The sequence below is a fragment of the Serratia sp. KG1D genome (genome assembly GCF_037150675.1).
In the GTDB taxonomy this organism is placed as follows: domain Bacteria; phylum Pseudomonadota; class Gammaproteobacteria; order Enterobacterales; family Enterobacteriaceae; genus Serratia; species Serratia nematodiphila.
In genome coordinates, this window is the sequence record NZ_JBAGIH010000001.1 from 2,275,719 (window position 1) to 2,293,414 (window position 17,696).

A 17,696-nucleotide genomic window follows, 5' to 3' on the forward strand; every position below is an offset into this window, starting at 1 on the left:
AGCTTGCCTGCGGCCGGCTTCCCTTATAGATTGCAGGCTAACGGCAGGCAGCAAGGTATCGGCAAATGGCAAATATTCGTGATGTGGCGCGGTTGGCCGGCGTGTCCATCAGCAGCGTGTCGAACCTGCTGAATAATCGCAGTCACCAGATGAGCGCGCAGACCCGTGAGCGCATCGAACGGGCGATGGCGACCCTGGGCTACCGGCCGGCTCAATCGGCGGCGGCACCCACGCCGCAGGCGAAAATCATCGGCCTGCTGCTGCCGTCGATCGTTAACCCGAGCTTTTCGGCGCTGGCGCATGCCGTCGACGGCGCGGCGCGGGCTCACCGCTACCGGGTCTTGCTCGGCAACGCCTACCGCCAGGAGCAGGAGGAGGCCGCGTTTATCGACGATATGTTTCTGCATGGCGTGCGCGGCATCATCGTGGCGGCGAGCGACATTCGCCAGACCCATTTTGTTCGGGCCGCCGAGCGAGGCATGAAGATTGTCAGCTACGACAGCCCGTTTGCCGAGCAGATGGCCACCGATAGCCGGCTGTTCGACAGCGTGTCGATGGACAATATCGCCGCCGGGCGCCTGGCCGCACAGCATCTGCTCGAACGTGGCTGCCGACACATCGTGTTCGCCACCGAAGCGACGCTGACCGTCGGGCGCAGCCACAAGATCGACGGTTTTCTGAGCGCTCTGGGGCACAGCCTGAGCGAACGCCAACGGGTGATCGAAGGCAAGGCCACCAGCGCCTACGGCGACACGGAAATGTTCGAATTGGGGCTGACGCTGGCGCCGCGCGTTCTCACGCTGGCGCCGCGCCCGGACGGCATCGTGGCGATTAACGATGCGTTGGGCATCGGGCTGATGGTGGGCCTGCGCGCCGCCGGCGTCCAGGTGCCCGCAGACATCTCGGTGATCGGCATCGACAATATCGCGCTGGCCGGCCTGGCCGAACCGGGGCTGACGTCAGTCCGGCCGCCGCTGGCGGAGATGGCGCAGCTGATGGTCGAACGCCTGATCGGCCGCATCAACAATGATTCGCAACCGCCCGGCGAGTTTCTCTTCCCACCGACGGTCATCAGCCGGCGCTCGGTCAAAACCGCCGGTTAATAGAGTAAAAACGGCTTTCCCAGACGATGCGCAGTCGGCATCGTCCGGACCGTTACAGCTAAAGCAGAAAAAATAGAATCGTCGCAATAAATAAACGGCGCGACGCTTTTATGCACGCAACGTCGTTATTCAGCTCTCCGCTCATTGCTTTGGGCCGGGCCGCTATTATTCCGATTAACCACATGGGAAAAACCATGATGAAAAAAATAATGCCAAAGGATATTGAACGCAGCGCCATCAGGAAATTGACGCTGCATATTGTCCCCCTCATGATATTGTTGTATTTCCTGGCCTTTCTCGACCGCAACAATATGGCCTACGCCGCCAAAGCGCTGGAAGATAATTTGGGATTGACCGCCTCGGCCTTCGGCTTCGCCTCCGGGATTTTCTTTATCGGCTATTTCCTGTTTGAAATACCCAGCAACGCCGGCACCATAAAATTCGGCCCGCGCATCTGGTTCGCCAGAATATTAATTTCCTGGGGCATCTTCGCGACCCTGCTCGGTTTTGTGCGCACGCCGCTGGAGCTGTATATTTGCCGTTTTATGCTGGGCGTGTGCGAAGCCGGTTTCTTTCCCTCGGTGGTGTATTACTTCACGGTGTTTTTCCCGGAAAAGTACCGCACTAAAATTCTCGGCATGTTCATCATCGTCCAACCGCTGTCCAACGCGGTCGGCTCGCCGATTTCCGGCTTTATTCTCAATATTCAGCATGACTGGTTCGGGTTCGCCCCCTGGCAGCTGCTGTTCATCCTCGAAGGGCTGCCGCCGATCGTCATCGGCCTGTTGATCCCATTCCTGATCAAGAACTCGCCCAAGGATGTCGGCTATCTGAACGTGGAGGAAAAGGCCTGGCTGATGAGCAACGCCGGCCGCTCCAAATCCGGCTCTAAAATCACGCTGGGCGACTTCCTGAAAGGGATTAAAAACAAGAAATACCTGCTCTACGCGCTGCTCAACTTCGGCATGGTGTGCGGCATTTACGGCTTCAGCACCTGGCTGCCGTCGATCATCAGCGCCATTTCCGGCGGCGATATCTTCCGCGTCAGCCTGCTGGCGCTCATTCCCTACGGCCTGGCCGCGCTGCTGGTCTATCCGTGGAGTCTGTGGGCCAGCAAAACCAAAAAACTCGGCGTGTTCGCCGGCCTCAGCATGGTGATCGCCGCCATCGGCCTGATGGGCGCGGTGACATTTTTTAAATACGACCCGTTCGTCGCGCTGTCATTCCTGTGCATCGCCGCCATCGGCATCTATACCGCCGTGCCGCCGTTCCTATCCATGCCCGCCAACATTTCCACCGGCGCAGCCGCGGCCGCCGGGCTGGCGGTGGTGAGCTGCATCGGCAATATCGGCGGTTTCGTCGCCCCCTATGCGGTGGGCGTGCTGAACGATCTGACCGGCAGCAGCGCGCCGGGGCTGTTTTTCCTGGCTTCGTGCCTGCTGGCCACCGGGTTGATCTGCATTTTCTACTGCGCCAAACAGCGTGAAGGCGTCATCAATTCTTAACGAACCAATAAGGAGTCAATCATGGGCGATCTTGCGGGCAAAAAGGTCTTTATCACCGGGGCGGAACAGGGCATCGGCCGCGCCACCGCGGAGCGGCTGATCAAGGCCGGGTGCGACATCTATTTTCACTATCACAGCGACGAAAGCGGCCCCAAAGCGCTGGTGGCGCTGGCCCATTCATTGGGGCAAAAGGCCGCCTACGGCTACGCCGATCTCATCGACACCGACGAAACGCTGCGCTGCGTCTCGGCCGGCGCCGAGTTGCTCGGCGGCATCGATATCCTGATCAATAACGTCGGCGGCATCGTCGGGCGCAAATGGCTGGGCGAGATCGACCGCGCCTTCTGGCAAACCGTGATCGACGTGAACATGACCACCATGCTGAACGTCACCCAGAGCGCGCTGCCGCACCTGAAAGCGGCGCCGGACGGCGCCAGCATCGTTAACCTGGCCTCACAGGCGGGCCGCGCCGGCGGGCACGCCGGCTCGCTGGTCTATTCCGCCACCAAGGGCGCGGTGCTCACCTGGACGCGCTCGCTGGCGGCGGAGCTGGGCGAGCACGGCATCCGGGTGAATGCGGTGGCGCCCGGCCTGATCCTCGGCACCCGTTTCCACAATCGCCACACCACCCAGGCATCGGCGGAGGAAACCGTTCGCGCCATCCCGCTGGGCCGCGCAGGCACACCGGACGACGTGGCGCGCGCCATCGCCTTCCTTGCGGCGGAATACGACGGTTTCATCTCCGGCGCGACTCTCGACATCAACGGCGGCATCTACCGCATGTAATTCAGCTGCGGGCGGCGCGCTTGCCGCCCGCCCATTCAGGAATCGCTTTATGATCAAATCCGCCATCACTCACCCGCCGCTGCTCGCCGCACTGGCGCAATGCGGGCATAAAACCCAGGTGTTGATCGCCGACGGCAACTACGCCTGCGTGACGCACGCGCCGAAAGACGCCACCGTGGTCTATCTGAACCTGGCGCCCGGCACGCTCGCCGCCCCGCCAATCCTGGAAAAACTGCTGGCCTGCATCAACGTGGAAAGCGCGGCGCTGATGGCCTGCCCGCCGGACTTCACCAACACCATCGAAACCGAATACCGGCAGCTGCTGCCGGCACATTGCCCGGTCGAACACCTGCCGCGCGAGGCGTTTTACGCCGCGGTCAAATCGGATCGAACGCTGCTGGTGATCGCCTCCGGCGAACAGCGCCGTTTCGCCAATCTGCTGCTGACGGTGGCGCCGGTGGTGTAAAAGAGGTAGAGGGTGTGAGGGGTAAAATGAGGGGGCCAGCCCCCTCATGCCGTTACAGGTCAGCGACCCACTTCTCCAGCTCCCCCGCACGTTCCGCATCGATATAGCTGGTGGCCCAGCCAAACAGGTAAGCGAAGGCGAAAATGCCCACCGTCGACGACACCAGCGTCGGCGCGAAAAACGCGGCGATAGCGGAGAGCGTATACCCTGCGCCGATCGACAACCCGAGCGCTTCGAGCTGGTTGCGGAACGCTTTCCAGTTGCCGGTTGAGAAACCTTCAATCGCGGCGTTTACCAGATCCGCGCCTTTGATCGCCCAATCCACCCCGGTGAAGACCTTGCCCAATACCCGCGCATTGCGGGCATACTGTTCCGCATCGATCATTTTCAGCCAGGTGACAATCGCCGCTTTGTCCTGCGCCTTAAGCTTTTTGTTCAGGCCCTTCGTCAATTGCTCGTAGGTTTTCTCCGCATCTTGCACGTTGCGGATATATTTTCCTTGTATTCCCGCCTCCAAATCCTTGGCGAGTTTGGCGTATTTCGCGCCGATCTTTTCCGCAATATCTTTATTGATACCTGCGGCCAGGCTGACGCCATCCTTGATGGCTTTTAATTCCGCATTTTGATATTCGACGAATTCCTTAACGATCGTTTTTACCGAGCCGGGCGATTTTACCGGTTTGCCGTTGGCATATTTCACCTCCATGGCATTCAGGTTATCCCCTCTCACCACGGCGATAAACGCGGGCCGGTTCTTATTGGCCTTATAGTAGAGGTTGTAGGTCGCCACTCCGTCTTGCTTTTCCACCTTCAAATGATGAAAACCGTAGTAACTCCCGGTCGTGCGGGTCGTCGAGAATTCGCCGGTTTTGCCGTTGCCATGCCAGCCGCTGACGGGCCGATCGCGATGCGAGTCTGTCACGAAACTGCCTAACGAAGAGGCGCCGATCTGCCCGGCATTCAGGCCATTGTTGCCGCCTTTGCCAGGGGTTGAGGGCTTGCGCGCATGGCCGGTTTCGATATCCCCGATCGCCACTGTCACCCCCTTGGCGTTGACCCCCATCACCAGCCCCCCCAGGCCAATGTGCTTCGCCTGATCGGCCGTCAAACCGGTGGCGGAAAGGCTCAGCGTGCCGGATGGGCTGACGCTTTCAATATGCAATTTCGCAGCCGGGTTAATTCTGCGCGCCGCCTTAATCACCGCCTCCAGCTTCATGCGCAGCGCCGGATCGTTTTGGATCGCCGTTATCTGTTGCTGTTCCGGGCTGTTGCCAACGCCGGCGCCGCCGCGATCGCCGGAATGGCCTTTATCGCCGCCCCCCGGCTCAGGGCCCGTACCGCGTTCAGAACTCCAGTTAGTCCCATCTCCTTTACCGCCATAATTAAATCCAGGCATATGCTTTCATCCTTATTTCGTTTTATTTTTAAGATGCCGATATTCTCGTTTAACGCGGATTGACACGCGCATTATCCCTATCGGCAAACCGTTTTTAGCTGCCCGTCATTTATAAAAAACTGCAGAAATAAGGACAACGGATGGCGGCTGTCTGGTCGGTGAAACAAATAGGATCGCGTCTGCAGAACCTGAATATATCGCCGCGGGACACACCTGGATGGCTGCGACCTGTTCAGAAGTCATTGGCACACGCCATGAATTGCAATTACAATCATTGCACTTGCAACTTAAAGAGAATGCTCCGCATGTCGCCTCAACGTATAACACTGCCAGCCGCCTCGGCCAGAACCCAAACCCTGGCCGAAGCCTGTATCCGCAAGATGACCTCCGCCAGCCAAAAAGCCGGCGCTTCGCGCCCTTCTGCCAGCGCCTGGACGGCGCAAACCCTGGGCGAACTCAACGCCAGCGGCGACATCTGGCTTATCGACGGCAGAAGGCGCGCCGAGCCGCCGATTTCCCGCTACGCCACCGCCTGGCCGCTCTGGTTTGGCCATCAATCAGAGCGTTATGAGAAGCCGCTGTTTTACTTCGTCAACACCCCCTCGGTGGACATGCTCCGCGGGCTTGAGCCGGAAACCAATCGCAAGGGGATTTTCATCAGCGATGCAGATACCGGCAGTGCCGATTTGCCGAAAGGCGTTCAGGCCTGGTTCCCGCTTCAGCTCACGGCCATGCCGGGCTGGTTGCCTTTCGATCCGGCCAATGCCAGAGAAACCGGCGCGATACTCCATCACGCCCTGCGCGCGCTCTATCTGGAGGGAACGAGAAAGATGGTGTATCTCGCGACCAACGCAGACAATGGCCCCCTCTCTTCAGGGGAGCCGTTTGTCGCAGAACAGGCGTTCAGGGGAATGTATCGCGTCGCCACCGCGGCGGACTCGCCGTTGCAGGTTCGTCTGTGCGGCGCCGGCCGTGCGCTCGCCCGCGTTCAGCAGGCGGCCGAGGTGTTGAAAAACTGGGGGATTGCGTCTGAAATCTGGAGCTGCCCCAGCTACACGCGGTTGGCGCAGGACGCCGAACTCGCCGACATGCAGCGCCAGGACAGCGGCGGCAAATGCCATCTGAAAACGTGCCTGGGTGCCGGGAATGCCCCCGTCGTCGCCGTCACCGACTACTCGCACCTGATTGCCAATCAGCTCAAGCGATTCATTCCCGCACGCTTTGCCGCGGTGGGCTCAGATTCACGGGTGCGCGGCGAAATCCACTACCCGCAGGCGGAATGGATTGCGCTCTGCGCCCTCAAACTGCTGGCCGACGAGCAGAAAATCCCTTCGGCGCTGATCGCCGATGCGCTGCGCGTTCTGCACATCACGCCCGATGCCTGATCATTCTCTGGCCAGCTGCATCGCATTGTTCAACGCGTCGGAGAAGCGTGCGATCTCTTCTTCGCTGAACTGGTTGAGAAAGTGAGTGTTGACCACCGAACGGTAGATCTCCCACATCTTTTTCCGCAGGGCCTTGCCTTCCTCGGTGATAGTCGCGAAGGAGGCCCGGCGATCGTCATCCGATCGAAAACGCGTGACCAGCCGCTCTTTTTCCAGGCGATCCATCAGGCGGGTCAGGTTGTAACGCTCAATCACCAACACGTCCGCCAGCTCATGCATGCGGCGTGTGCCGTTTTCCCCGCTTTCCAATCCCCATAACACGTCATACCAGGCGTAAACCGGCAGCCCCGCTTCCGACAACTTCGCCTCTATCTTTCTGATCATCGCCCGATGCGCGCGCACAAAGGAGAACCACAGGTCGGGTTGTTTATCTGTCATGTCATTTTTCTCGTCAAAAGCGGTGAGTTGCAATTGCAATTGTAAAGGGATAGAGTGGCTTTCGCCATTATTGCATTTGCAACTCTTGCACTTGCAATTCAATAAATCCCTGTATCGCTCAGCGCCTTATCAGGTAAGTACATTTGGAGCTTTTATGAACCAACCCGTGGTTAAAGCAGATCTTGACCCGCAAGAGACGGCTGAATGGCTTGAGGCATTTGAAGGCGTCACCGATATCGACGGCCGTGAGCGCGCGCATTTTTTACTGGAGAAAATGGCCGAAGCCGATCAGCGAAAACACGGTGATTTCTTCAGCCTGGTCACCACGCCCTACGTGAATACGATCCCGGCCTATAAGCAACCGACGTATCCCGGCGATCTGGCCGCTGAAGCGCGCATCAATGCGTTTATTCGCTGGAACGCCATGGCGATGGTGCTGCGCGCCGGCAAACATTCCAACGTCGGCGGGCATATCGCCACCTATCAGTCGGCCGCGGTGCTTTACGATGTGGGATTCACGCACTTTTTCCGCGGGCGCACCGATGAGTTTGCCGGCGACATGGTGTATATCCAGGGCCACTCCGCCCCCGGCATTTATGGCCGCGCCTATCTCGAAGGCCGCATCGACGAGGAACTGCTCGACAACTTTCGCCGCGAATCCACACGCCGTGGCCTCTCCTCCTACCCACACCCGCGGCTGATGCCGGATTTCTGGCAATATCCCACCGTTTCGATGGGGCTGGGGCCGCTGACCGCCGCCTACCAGGCGCGCTACATGCGTTATCTGGAATACCGCGAGCTGAAACCTCACCAGGGAAGAAAGGTGTGGGCGTTCCTCGGCGACGGCGAGATGGATCAACCGGAATCGCTGGCGGCGATTGCGCTGGGCGGGCGAGAAAAACTCGATAACCTGATCTTCGTCGTGAACTGTAACCTGCAGCGGCTGGATGGCCCCGTGCGCGGCAACGGCAAGATCATTCAGGAACTGGAGGGCACCTTCAAAGCCGCCGGCTGGCAGGTAATCAAGGTGATCTGGGGCAGCGGCTGGGACAAACTGCTGCAAAAAGACCGCTCCGGATTGCTGATGCAGCGCATGATGGAGTGCGTCGACGGCGATTACCAAACTTTCAAGTCGCAAAGCGGCGCCTATGTGCGGGAGCATTTCTTCGGCAAGTACCCGGAATTGCTCGAGCTGGTCGCCGACCTGAGCGACGATGAGATCTGGGCGCTGCACCGTGGCGGCCACGATCCGCAAAAGGTGTACGCCGCCTACCATCAGGCGGTGCATACCACGGGCAGACCGACGGTGGTGCTGGCCAAAACCGTCAAAGGGTTTGGCATGGGGGAAGCCGGTGAAGGGCAGAACATCAACCACCAGCTGAAAAAAATGAGCCAGGATGCGGTGAAAGCCTTCCGCGACCGTTTAGGGCTGACAATCTCCGACGCCCAACTGGCAGAGATCCCTTACCTGAAGCCTGAACCCGACAGCGCGGCGGCGAAGTACATCACCGCGACGCGCACCGCGCTGGGCGGCTACATCCCTGCCCGCTTCGGCCAATCCGCTCCGCTGGCGATACCGGAACTATCGCGCTTCGACGGCCTGCTGAAGGGCAGCGGCGAACGCAACATGTCGACCACCATGGCTTTCGTCAATATCCTCGGCACGCTGCTCAAAGACGCCAACATCGGCAAACTGATTGTGCCCATCGTGCCGGACGAATCGCGCACGTTCGGCATGGAAGGCCTGTTCCGCCAGATTGGCATCCATTCCTGGCTCGGCCAGCTGTATACCCCGCAAGACGCCGGGCAGCTCAGCTACTACAAAGAGGCCAAAGACGGCCAGATTTTGCAGGAAGGCATCAACGAATCCGGCGCGATATCGACCTGGATCGCCGCCGGCACCGCCTACAGCAACCACGATGTCGCGACAATCCCGTTCTATATCTTTTACTCCATGTTCGGGCTGCAGCGGGTGGGCGATCTCGCCTGGGCAGCGGCAGACGCGCGCACCAAGGGCTTCCTGCTCGGCGCCACCTCCGGCAGAACCACCCTGATGGGCGAAGGCTTGCAGCATGACGACGGCCACAGCCACGTGCTGTCTTCCGTCATTCCCAGCTGCGTCTCCTACGATCCGACCTATGCCTATGAACTCGCAGTGATCGTTCAGAGCGGCATGCGCAGGATGTTCGTTGAACAAGAGGATATTTACTACTACATCACCTTGCTCAACGAAGGATACCCGCAGCCGCCGATGCCGGCGGGCGTGGAGGACGGGATTATCCAGGGCGCCTATTTGCTCAAACAGAACGAAACGGCAAACCAAGAGAGCCCGCGCGCTCAGCTGGTCGCCAGCGGCGCCATCATGCGCGAGGCGCTGGCGGCGGCGGCGCTGTTGGCCGAGGACTTTGGCGTCGCCAGCGATATCTGGAGTGCCACCAGCCTGAGCGAACTGCGCCGTAACGGCATGGCGGCCGAACGCTGGAACCTGCTGCACCCGGAAGACCCGCCGAAAGTCCCTTATATACAGAGTCTGCTGGCGGCGCATCCTGGCCCGGTGGTGGTGGCGACGGACTATATGAAGATCGTCGGCGATCAGATCAAACCGTTCTTGCCGGACCGCGCCTTTATCACCTTGGGCACCGATGGCTTTGGCCGCTCGGACACCCGCGAGGCGCTACGTGAGTTCTTCGAGGTCAACCGCCATTTCATCGCGCTCGCCGCGTTGAAACTGCTGGCTGACGAAGGCCGTATCGCCCGCAGCGAGGTCAACCGCGCCATGGCGCTGTATGGCATCACCCCCGATAAGCCGGATCCGGCGGCGGTGAAGTAACGCATAGCCTACCCACGCCGCCGGCTGTCACCCGCGGCGTTTTTCCTCCTTCGGCTCGGCGGCGCGCGGCTCCCGCTCCCCCAGCCGCACCAGCGGGATATCCGCCAGCCGGGTGGTGTAGGCCGGCGACAGCATTTCGCGCTTCATTTGCCACGGTTTGACGATCCCCTGCCCGGCGAACCATACGCGCCCGCGCCCTTCCTGATTCAGGCGATCGAGGGTCGCCATCAGCCGCTCGCTGTTGCGGCGCGGCGGGCAGTCGTCGAACAGGTCGATCTGCGCCATGGCGGCGGCGCTGAAATCCCCCAGCACCACGCCGCCCTTCAGGTAACGTCGCCCCTCCTGCCAGATGCTCTCCAGCGCGCGCACCGCCATGGCGATGATGTCGCGGCTGTCGTTGCTCGGGGTTTGCAGCCGGGCGGTGCCCATATTGCTGTAATAGCCTTCGCCCGCCGAATGCGGGCTGGTTTTGATAAACACCGACACGTTACGGCAGTAGCGCTTTTCCTGCCGCAGCTTTTCGGCGGCGCGTTCGGCGTAGCTGCAGATCGCCTCGCGCATATGCGGGTAATGCGTCAAGCGCTGGCCGAACGAGCGGGAACAGATGATCTGCTCTTTCGCCGCCGCCTCATCTTCCCACCGCAGGCACGATTCGCCGCGCAGTTCACGTATCGTGCGCTCCAGCACTACGCTGAAGGTTTTACGCGCCAGCCGGGTATCGCAATCCGCCAGCTGCAGCGCGGTGTGGATCCCCATCGCCTGCAGCTGGCGTGTCAGGCGGCGCCCCACGCCCCACACCTCTTCCACCGGGATCAACGCCAGCAGCTTGCGCTGGCGCACCGGATCGGATAAATCCACCACGCCGCCGGTGCCGCGCCATTTCTTGGCCGCGAAGTTGGCCAGTTTAGCCAGTGTCTTGCTCGGCGCAATGCCGACCCCGACCGTCAAATGCAGCTCGCGCCGGATGCGATCGCGCACCCGCCGGCCGAACGGTTCCAGCGCTTCGCAGTGCGCCACGCCGTCCAGCCGCAGAAAGGCTTCGTCCAGCGAATAAATCTCCACCGCCGGCGCCATCTCCTCCAGCGTGTCCATCACCCGGCGGGACATGTCGGCGTACAGCGCGTAGTTGGAGGAAAACACCGCGACGTTGCGGCGGCGCATCTCCTCTTTGATTTTGAAATAAGGCGCGCCCATCGGCACGCCCAACGCCTTCGCCTCGGCGCTGCGGGCGATCACGCAGCCGTCGTTGTTGGACAGCACGATCACCGGCCGCCCCCGCAGGTCGGGCCGAAAGATGGTTTCGCAGGAGGCGTAGAAGCTGTTGACGTCTACCAGGGCAAACATGGTTACAGCGCCGCGTAGACGATAAAGGTCACCACGCCGAAGATCTCCAGCTGCGCCTCGTCGTTGAACACGATCGGCGCATAGGCGGGGTTCATCGGCAACAGCCGCACGTCGGGATAGCGCTGCAGTTTTTTGACGGTGAATTCACCGTCCACGGCGGCGATCACGATATTGCCGTGTTCCGGCGTCAGGGCGCTGTCGACGATCAGCAGATCGCCGTCCTGAATATTGCCGTCGATCATCGACTCGCCGCTGGCGCGTACAAAGTAGGTGGCGTTGGGATGCCGCACCAGCAGCTTGCCGATATCCAGCCGGCTCTCGACATAGTCCTGCGCCGGGGAAGGAAAGCCGCAGGCCACGCGATCGGCAAACAGCGGTAACGTCAGAGACTCACCTGGTGAAAAAGCATACAACCTTGAATTGCTCAGCATAATCATAACCAAACTGTATATTTATACAGTAAAGCATAAACAAAACGCGAACGCGCGCAACCCCAAATCCCCCTGCGGATCGCGCTTTCCCGCGTAATATAATAATTTTCTGAGTGATTTTTCCTGCAGCTTTTGGCGTTCTTCACGTGTGTTTGCACACATGATACCCACCAAAACTGTGGATAATGCGGCACTCAGACCGTTGGCGTATCGATGGGCAGGATGAGTGAGGGATTGTCATTGCGAACGGCGCCGACGGCGGGCGATACCGGTTGCCAGACGAAATCCTCTGCCTGCAGGCTGTACACGTCAGCCTGCATTTGACCAGAGGGCGGGACTAAGCGGGTGTCGAGCCAGTCGCGCGCGGCCGTCGGTCTCTGCTGCGTACAGCGCCGCAAAGAACAGCGGCAGGCCTTGCCTCAGCAAGAGCCCGCGGGAGGAACGGCGGACGGCCTTACAAAATGACGCCAATAAAATTGCAACTGGCAATGGCATCAATGGGACGGCCAGAGACGAAAGTCAGTACGTTATGCCAGGAGCTTGGGATAACCCGACAAACGCTGTACCGCCACATTTCCCCTGATGGTCCACTGCGAGCTGACGGTATAAAGCTGCTCAACCGGGGATAATTTTAGCGGACGGAAAAATCTGGGGTTCCGGCGTAGAACCCCGAATAAGGAATAATCCTTAATTCATTTCAGGATTATTAATTCCATCTAAAACCTCTCGGCAATATTCTTTTTTATAGGCTTCATCATTACTTAATGACTTAACCAAAAAATCAGCATTTTTCCAACCATTATCCCAATGCGTATCGAATCCTGACTGTTCATACTTTAATGTTCTAGTTAATGAGTCTTTTATTTGTTTTTTATATTTATCAATTTTCTCATTGGTTGCCCCACAAACATCATGTGCAACACGAGCATTTGAGCCAGAAAAACCTATTGCTGAAATTGCCATCGCTTCATTTGATTTGTCGAAATCATTCGCATATGCCACAGCATTAGATAAAGCGAATATGACAAGAGCAGGTATGGTTTTTTTGTATGAAATCATCTTTCACCTCTCACTCATTGATTGTTCATGGGGTCAGCTTGGATATCGAAAATTATTGTACATTAAGGCTGCTTTTTAATCAGTCTCAACTTCTTTATAGAAGGCCTGAATGCGACAAACTTGGGAAGTACTGTAGCCTGTCGCGTCTGCTGTTTCTCGGATGCTCAGTTTCTTAATCTGTCGGTAGTACAGGACTTTCTGATGTCGTTTCTGATCTGCCTGCTTTCCCCGGTATCTACCCAACGTATGCGCCCGTTCAATTCCCTGCTTTTGCCGTTGGCGGCGACTCAACCAGTCCTTATGTGACATCGCGGCCATCAGGTCGATTAGCATGTTATTGATGGCGGTTATTACTGCACGGGTGATCGGGTCCGCCTGTGAAGGATCTTTCTCTGACAGCGCCTGCCATGAGGTAGGGACATCCAGGCTGACAATCCGTAACTCATGCTGCTCAATCTGCTTTTTCAACGTCACCCAGTCACTGTTGCTGAGACGGGTCAGGCGGCCTATCTGCTCAACCAGCAAAATATCAGTTACCGTTTGGGGGCGGCATACTTCCGCATCAGTCTCCAGCAAAGCGCCGATGAGGACAGGCTCCAACCCCAGCGTCTATTCCTTTGCCCGGATACGGCCGTGATTCATCTGGATCTGCACCGGCAGTCCGGCATCATACGCGGCCTGATACCCGCCGGCGACCTGCAGCGCGTCACCTTCCAGCTTTATGATCGTTCCGTCCGCGCGCCACGCACGAAATAAGTGGCATTAGGATGCCGCACCAGCAGCTTGCCGATATCCAGCCGGCTCTCAACATAGTCCTGCGCCGGGGAAGGAAAGCCGCAGGCCACGCGATCGGCAAACAGCGGTAACGTCAGAGACTCACCTGGTGAAAAAGCATACAACCTTGAATTGCTCAGCATAATCACAACCAAACTGTATATTTACACAGTAAGGCATAAACAAAACGCGAACGCGCGCAACCCCAAATCCCCCTGCGGATCGCGCTTTGCCGCGTAATATAATAATTTTCTGAGCGATTTTTTTTTACGCCTGCTAACGGTTTCACTCTGCCTTGCGCACACGTTATCCACTAAAACTGTGGATAACCTGCAGGGCGTGATTCCCTACGCGAGCGGGATCAGAATCCTGTATAATGCCCACACCTGCTCAATAAGCATTCATCCCCGTCGGCGCCTCGTCACCGACGGTCACGAGAACGTTATGAACAAGCACCTACTCCTCGCAGAAACCGACGACATCGAACAGGCCTGCCTGTCTCGCCATGCGGTCTGGCAGCGCAACGATCTGGCTCAGGCGCAACAAGATTGGCTGGCGGAAGAAGTGCCGGTTGCCCTGGTGTACAACGGCATTTCACACGTGGTGATGATGGCGACGCCGAAAGACCTGGCGGCCTTCGCCATCGGTTTTTCGCTGTCCGAAGGCATCATCGCCTCCCCCGACGATATCTACGACATCCGCCAGCAACCGGCCTGCAATGGCATTGAAGTGCATGTGGAACTCTCGAGCCGCCGCTTTATGCAGCTGAAAGAGAAGCGCCGCAGCCTGGCCGGCCGCACCGGCTGCGGCGTCTGCGGGGTCGAGCAACTGCAGGAGGTCGCTCAGCCCATCGCGCCGCTGCCTTTCACGCAGCGTTTCGATTTGGCGCTGCTCGATCGGGCGTTGGCGCAGCTGCAGGAAGTGCAAACGGTGGGGAAACTGACCGGCTGCACCCACGCGGCGGCCTGGATCCAGCCGGACGGCGCGCTCAGCGGCGGATGTGAAGACGTCGGCCGCCATGTGGCGCTCGACAAACTGCTGGGTTATCGCAGCCAACAGGCGTGGTTGCAAGGGGCTGCGCTGGTGTCGAGCCGCGCCAGCTACGAAATGGTGCAAAAATCCGCCATGTGCGGCGTCGAGATCCTGTTCGCCGTTTCCGCCGCCACCCGCCTGGCGGTGGAGGTGGCCGAGCGCAGCAACCTCACGCTGGTGGGCTTCAGCAAGCCGGGGCGCGCCACCGTCTATACGCACCCGCAGCGGCTCTGGCAATCGACAACGGCGGCCTAACCCCGCCGGATAAGAATCGACTATTCTCAATAGCAGGACACCAGGAAGCGCCCACGTTATGATAATCCGCCCGCACCAGAACTGGTTTTTTCGCCTGTTCGCCTGGCACGGTTCCGTGCTGTCAAAGATCACCTTTCGCCTGTCGCTGAACGTGCTGATGTCGATAGTGGCGGTGATCAGCTACCAATGGTACGAACAGCTCGGCGTGCATTTGACCATCGCGCCGTTCAGCCTGCTGGGCATCGCCATCGCGATTTTTCTCGGCTTTCGCAATAATGCCGGCTACAGCCGCTTTGTCGAGGCGCGCAACCTGTGGGGCTCGCTGCTGATTACCGAGCGATCCCTGCTGCGCCAGATCAAAAGCCTGCTGCCGGACGAACCGGCGGTGCAGCAAAAGGTCGCCAAGCTGCTGATCGCCTTCAGCTGGAGCCTGAAGCATCAGCTGCGCGCCACCGATCCCACCGCCGATCTGTACCACAATCTCAGCAGCAAAGAGCTGGCCGAAGTGATCGCCAGCCCGATGCCGACCAACCGCATCCTGCTGATGCTGGGCCAGGAGATCGGCAAGCTGCGCCGACGGGGGCTATTGAGCGACATCACTTTCGAGCTGCTCGACAACAAGCTGAGCGAGCTGTCCCACGCCCTCGGCGGCTGCGAACGGCTCGCCAGCACCCCGGTGCCGTTCGCCTATACCCTGATCCTCCAGCGCACCGTTTACCTGTTCTGCAGCCTGTTGCCTTTTGCCCTGGTGACCGATCTGCATTACATGACACCGTTTGTTTCGGTGTTCATTTCCTATACCTTCTTATCCTGGGACTCACTGGCCGAAGAGCTGGAGGATCCGTTCGGCGTGTCGGCCAACCATCTGCCGTTAAACGCCATTTGCAACACCATTGAGCGCAACCTGCTGGAAATGAATGACCAAAGCCCGCTGCCACCGCCGATGAAACCCGACGAGCACTTTAATTTGATCTGAGCTATTTCACCCGAACACACTGGAGCCGAATGCAATGAATGCAAATACCCCCCTGCCGCAAGCCGTATTCACGCCGGTGACGCGCCATGCCATCTTTATCGTCGCCACCCTGTCGCCCGTTCCCGCCCATCTGGCGGCGGTTCGCGCCTGGTGCGGCGACATCGCCGCCGTGGTGCGTTCGGTCGGCAAACGCGCGCCGGCGGGCAACCTCACCTGCGTCTGCGGCTTCGGCTCCGAGGCCTGGGATACGCTGTTCGGCGCGCCGCGCCCCCGCCAGCTGCATCCGTTCAGCCCGATCGGCAGCGGGGAACGCGTCGCCGTTGCCACGCCCGGCGATATCCTGCTGCATATCCGCGCCGATGAAATGGATCTGTGTTTTGAACTGGCCTCTCAGCTGATCGGCAAGCTAGGCGACGCCGTGACGGTGATCGAGGAGGTGCACGGCTTCCGTTACTTCGATCAGCGCGCCATGATCGGCTTCGTCGACGGCACGGAGAACCCGGAAGGGCATGAAGCCTTCGATTACACGGTGATCGGCGACGAAGACGCGGCGTTCAGCGGCGGCAGCTATGTGCTGGTGCAGAAATACCTGCACGACATGCAGGGCTGGAATTCGCTCAGCGTGGAAACGCAGGAGAAGATCATCGGCCGCCATAAGCAGTCCAACATCGAGCTGGATGAAGCGGTCAAACCGTCGTCATCGCACAGTTCGCTGACCACCATCACCGACGAGCAAGGCAACGAGGTGAAAATTCTGCGCGACAACATGCCGTTCGGCCGCCCCGGCCTGCGCGAGTTCGGCACCTACTTTATCGGCTACGCGCGCTCTCCGCAGCCGATCGAGCAGATGCTGGAAAACATGTTTATCGGCCGCCCGGCCGGCAACTACGATCGGCTGCTCGATTTCAGCCGCGCGGTGACCGGCACTCTGTTCTTCGTGCCTTCCGCCCCGCTGCTGGAAGCGCTGGCCGACCGCAGCGGCGCCGAACTGCATTAATCCGCTCGCCCTACAGCAGCAGCGCCAGCTCCATCGCCGTGCGCTGCAGCTGCGGCAGCACTCGTTCGCGCAGCTCCGCCGCCGAGATCTGCGACGCATTGACGCCAACGTTCATTGCCGCCACAACCCCGCCTTTGCGTGAATGCATCGGCACCGCAATGGAACGCAGGCCGATCTCTAACTGTTGATCGTTGATGGCATACCCCTGTCTGCGAACTCTGGCTAACTGTTCCTGCAGCTGCTCCGCACAGGTGACGGTAAACTCGGTCAGCGGTTCGAAAGTGACCCGCGACAGATAATCCTCCAGCTCTCCCTCGTCCAGCGCGCTGAGCAACACCAGCCCCATCGACGTCGCATAGGCCGGCAGACGGCTGCCGCGCCCCAGATCGATAGTCATGATGCGTTTAACCGAGGCCCGGGCGATATACAAAATGTTATCGCCATCCAGCGTCGCCACCGAGCAGGATTCATTAAGCAATTTGCTGAGATAGTCCAGCGAGTTTTGCGCCGCCTTCGCCAGCTCGGAAGAGGAAAGATAAGCGTGACCGATAGTTAGCACACGCGGCAGCAAGCGATAGTGGCGCCCATCGGGACAATGCACGAATCCCAGCGCTCGTAGGGTATACAAACAACGGCGCACCGCTGCGCGCGGAATGCCGGTTTGTTGACTGATCTCTGACACCGACATCTGCGAATACTGTGGCTTGAAGGCCTGCAACACCTCCAGCCCTCTGGCCAGCGAGGCCATAAAATTAGGATCGCCCTTGTACTGGTCGTTGCTTAAATCACCGATCTCCTGCAGCCGACGCAGTTCTTCGGTGCCAAATTCAGGAACTTCACTCATTCAGGCCTCCCATTAGTATCTGCTCTCAATTTACACGCTCAATACGGCAGCAAAGTCCTGCGTATCGCATCCGAT

16 protein-coding genes and 2 pseudogenes are annotated in these 17,696 nt (G+C 59.2%); 9 read left to right on the plus strand and 9 right to left on the minus strand.

Features of this window, described 5'->3' with window-relative positions; translation table 11 throughout:
• The first annotated feature begins 65 nt into the window (after positions 1 to 65).
• The 4 genes from WFM45_RS11080 (at position 66) to WFM45_RS11095 (ending at position 3,860) form a co-directional block, all read left to right on the plus strand.
• Positions 66 to 1,103, plus strand: coding sequence for a LacI family DNA-binding transcriptional regulator (locus WFM45_RS11080; protein ID WP_261238686.1), 1,038 nt, complete (start codon positions 66 to 68; stop codon positions 1,101 to 1,103).
• 209 nt (positions 1,104 to 1,312) lie between these two features.
• Positions 1,313 to 2,608: an MFS transporter gene (locus WFM45_RS11085; RefSeq protein WP_336955564.1), complete on the plus strand. Its 1,296-nt coding sequence runs from the start codon at positions 1,313 to 1,315 to the stop codon at positions 2,606 to 2,608.
• A gap of 21 nt (positions 2,609 to 2,629) precedes the next feature.
• On the plus strand, positions 2,630 to 3,394 hold the full coding sequence (locus WFM45_RS11090) for an SDR family NAD(P)-dependent oxidoreductase (protein ID WP_021505753.1): 765 nt from the start codon (positions 2,630 to 2,632) through the stop codon (positions 3,392 to 3,394).
• A gap of 49 nt (positions 3,395 to 3,443) precedes the next feature.
• The gene (locus WFM45_RS11095; RefSeq protein WP_060559840.1) at positions 3,444 to 3,860 is read left to right on the plus strand and encodes an RbsD/FucU domain-containing protein; all 417 of its coding nucleotides are present in this window, start codon (positions 3,444 to 3,446) and stop codon (positions 3,858 to 3,860) included.
• Between the two features lie 52 nt (positions 3,861 to 3,912).
• Here WFM45_RS11095 and WFM45_RS11100 read toward each other — a convergent pair whose 3' ends face one another.
• Positions 3,913 to 5,256: a colicin-like pore-forming protein gene (locus tag WFM45_RS11100; protein ID WP_336955567.1), complete on the minus strand. Its 1,344-nt coding sequence runs from the start codon at positions 5,254 to 5,256 to the stop codon at positions 3,913 to 3,915.
• A 305-nt stretch (positions 5,257 to 5,561) separates the two neighbouring features.
• On the opposite strand from WFM45_RS11100, the gene WFM45_RS11105 reads away from it, so the two are divergent.
• On the plus strand, positions 5,562 to 6,641 hold the full coding sequence (locus tag WFM45_RS11105; RefSeq protein ID WP_015378304.1) for a transketolase-like TK C-terminal-containing protein: 1,080 nt from the start codon (positions 5,562 to 5,564) through the stop codon (positions 6,639 to 6,641).
• Here the strand turns inward: WFM45_RS11105 and WFM45_RS11110 are convergent, their stop codons facing one another.
• Entirely contained in the window at positions 6,642 to 7,079 is a 438-nt protein-coding gene (locus WFM45_RS11110) for a MarR family winged helix-turn-helix transcriptional regulator (protein ID WP_028128123.1), read from the minus strand.
• 154 nt (positions 7,080 to 7,233) lie between these two features.
• Here WFM45_RS11110 and aceE point away from each other — a divergent pair, with 154 nt between their 5' ends.
• Positions 7,234 to 9,909 carry a pyruvate dehydrogenase (acetyl-transferring), homodimeric type gene (gene aceE, locus WFM45_RS11115; protein WP_336955569.1) on the plus strand — a complete coding sequence of 892 codons (2,676 nt, stop codon included), beginning with the start codon at positions 7,234 to 7,236 and terminating at the stop codon, positions 9,907 to 9,909.
• A gap of 27 nt (positions 9,910 to 9,936) precedes the next feature.
• Here the strand turns inward: aceE and umuC are convergent, their stop codons facing one another.
• The 6 genes and pseudogenes from umuC to WFM45_RS11145 form a co-directional block, all read right to left on the minus strand.
• A complete protein-coding gene (gene umuC / locus WFM45_RS11120) occupies positions 9,937 to 11,253 on the minus strand; it encodes a translesion error-prone DNA polymerase V subunit UmuC (RefSeq protein WP_250602462.1) in 1,317 nt (438 codons plus the stop codon).
• A gap of 2 nt (positions 11,254 to 11,255) precedes the next feature.
• A complete protein-coding gene (gene umuD, locus WFM45_RS11125; protein WP_015378308.1) occupies positions 11,256 to 11,690 on the minus strand; it encodes a translesion error-prone DNA polymerase V autoproteolytic subunit in 435 nt (144 codons plus the stop codon).
• A 188-nt stretch (positions 11,691 to 11,878) separates the two neighbouring features.
• Positions 11,879 to 12,058, minus strand: a pseudogene (locus tag WFM45_RS24660) (SOS response-associated peptidase family protein); the annotation flags it as partial.
• Between the two features lie 313 nt (positions 12,059 to 12,371).
• Positions 12,372 to 12,743: a hypothetical protein gene (locus WFM45_RS11135; RefSeq protein ID WP_126171699.1), complete on the minus strand. Its 372-nt coding sequence runs from the start codon at positions 12,741 to 12,743 to the stop codon at positions 12,372 to 12,374.
• Positions 12,744 to 12,818: 75 nt separating this feature from the next.
• A complete protein-coding gene (locus WFM45_RS11140) occupies positions 12,819 to 13,328 on the minus strand; it encodes a resolvase (RefSeq protein ID WP_336955726.1) in 510 nt (169 codons plus the stop codon).
• A gap of 152 nt (positions 13,329 to 13,480) precedes the next feature.
• A pseudogene (locus WFM45_RS11145) lies at positions 13,481 to 13,660 on the minus strand (DNA polymerase V); the annotation flags it as partial.
• Between the two features lie 301 nt (positions 13,661 to 13,961).
• Here WFM45_RS11145 and fdhD point away from each other — a divergent pair.
• From fdhD to WFM45_RS11160, 3 genes are read left to right on the plus strand one after another with little or no spacing between them, the layout of a single operon-like run.
• Entirely contained in the window at positions 13,962 to 14,804 is an 843-nt protein-coding gene (gene fdhD / locus WFM45_RS11150; protein ID WP_048324064.1) for a formate dehydrogenase accessory sulfurtransferase FdhD, read from the plus strand.
• Between the two features lie 58 nt (positions 14,805 to 14,862).
• Complete coding sequence (locus WFM45_RS11155) at positions 14,863 to 15,780, plus strand: bestrophin family protein (RefSeq protein ID WP_004935069.1); 918 nt, start codon at positions 14,863 to 14,865, stop codon at positions 15,778 to 15,780.
• Positions 15,781 to 15,814: 34 nt separating this feature from the next.
• Positions 15,815 to 16,777, plus strand: coding sequence for a Dyp-type peroxidase (locus WFM45_RS11160; RefSeq protein WP_033632709.1), 963 nt, complete (start codon positions 15,815 to 15,817; stop codon positions 16,775 to 16,777).
• Positions 16,778 to 16,787: 10 nt separating this feature from the next.
• Here WFM45_RS11160 and WFM45_RS11165 read toward each other — a convergent pair whose 3' ends face one another.
• Positions 16,788 to 17,621, minus strand: coding sequence for an IclR family transcriptional regulator domain-containing protein (locus WFM45_RS11165; RefSeq protein WP_033632708.1), 834 nt, complete (start codon positions 17,619 to 17,621; stop codon positions 16,788 to 16,790).
• Positions 17,622 to 17,696 lie beyond the last annotated feature (75 nt).

Coding starts and splice junctions, on each gene's coding strand:
- WFM45_RS11080 (WP_261238686.1), top strand. CDS start 66: ATGGCAAATATTCGTGATGTGGCGCGGTTGGCCGGCGTGTCCATCAGC.
- WFM45_RS11085 (WP_336955564.1), top strand. CDS start 1,313: ATGCCAAAGGATATTGAACGCAGCGCCATCAGGAAATTGACGCTGCAT.
- WFM45_RS11090 (WP_021505753.1), top strand. CDS start 2,630: ATGGGCGATCTTGCGGGCAAAAAGGTCTTTATCACCGGGGCGGAACAG.
- WFM45_RS11095 (WP_060559840.1), top strand. CDS start 3,444: ATGATCAAATCCGCCATCACTCACCCGCCGCTGCTCGCCGCACTGGCG.
- WFM45_RS11100 (WP_336955567.1), bottom strand. CDS start 5,256: ATGCCTGGATTTAATTATGGCGGTAAAGGAGATGGGACTAACTGGAGT.
- WFM45_RS11105 (WP_015378304.1), top strand. CDS start 5,562: ATGTCGCCTCAACGTATAACACTGCCAGCCGCCTCGGCCAGAACCCAA.
- WFM45_RS11110 (WP_028128123.1), bottom strand. CDS start 7,079: ATGACAGATAAACAACCCGACCTGTGGTTCTCCTTTGTGCGCGCGCAT.
- aceE (WP_336955569.1), top strand. CDS start 7,234: ATGAACCAACCCGTGGTTAAAGCAGATCTTGACCCGCAAGAGACGGCT.
- umuC (WP_250602462.1), bottom strand. CDS start 11,253: ATGTTTGCCCTGGTAGACGTCAACAGCTTCTACGCCTCCTGCGAAACC.
- umuD (WP_015378308.1), bottom strand. CDS start 11,690: ATGATTATGCTGAGCAATTCAAGGTTGTATGCTTTTTCACCAGGTGAG.
- WFM45_RS11135 (WP_126171699.1), bottom strand. CDS start 12,743: ATGATTTCATACAAAAAAACCATACCTGCTCTTGTCATATTCGCTTTA.
- fdhD (WP_048324064.1), top strand. CDS start 13,962: ATGAACAAGCACCTACTCCTCGCAGAAACCGACGACATCGAACAGGCC.
- WFM45_RS11155 (WP_004935069.1), top strand. CDS start 14,863: ATGATAATCCGCCCGCACCAGAACTGGTTTTTTCGCCTGTTCGCCTGG.
- WFM45_RS11160 (WP_033632709.1), top strand. CDS start 15,815: ATGAATGCAAATACCCCCCTGCCGCAAGCCGTATTCACGCCGGTGACG.
- WFM45_RS11165 (WP_033632708.1), bottom strand. CDS start 17,621: ATGAGTGAAGTTCCTGAATTTGGCACCGAAGAACTGCGTCGGCTGCAG.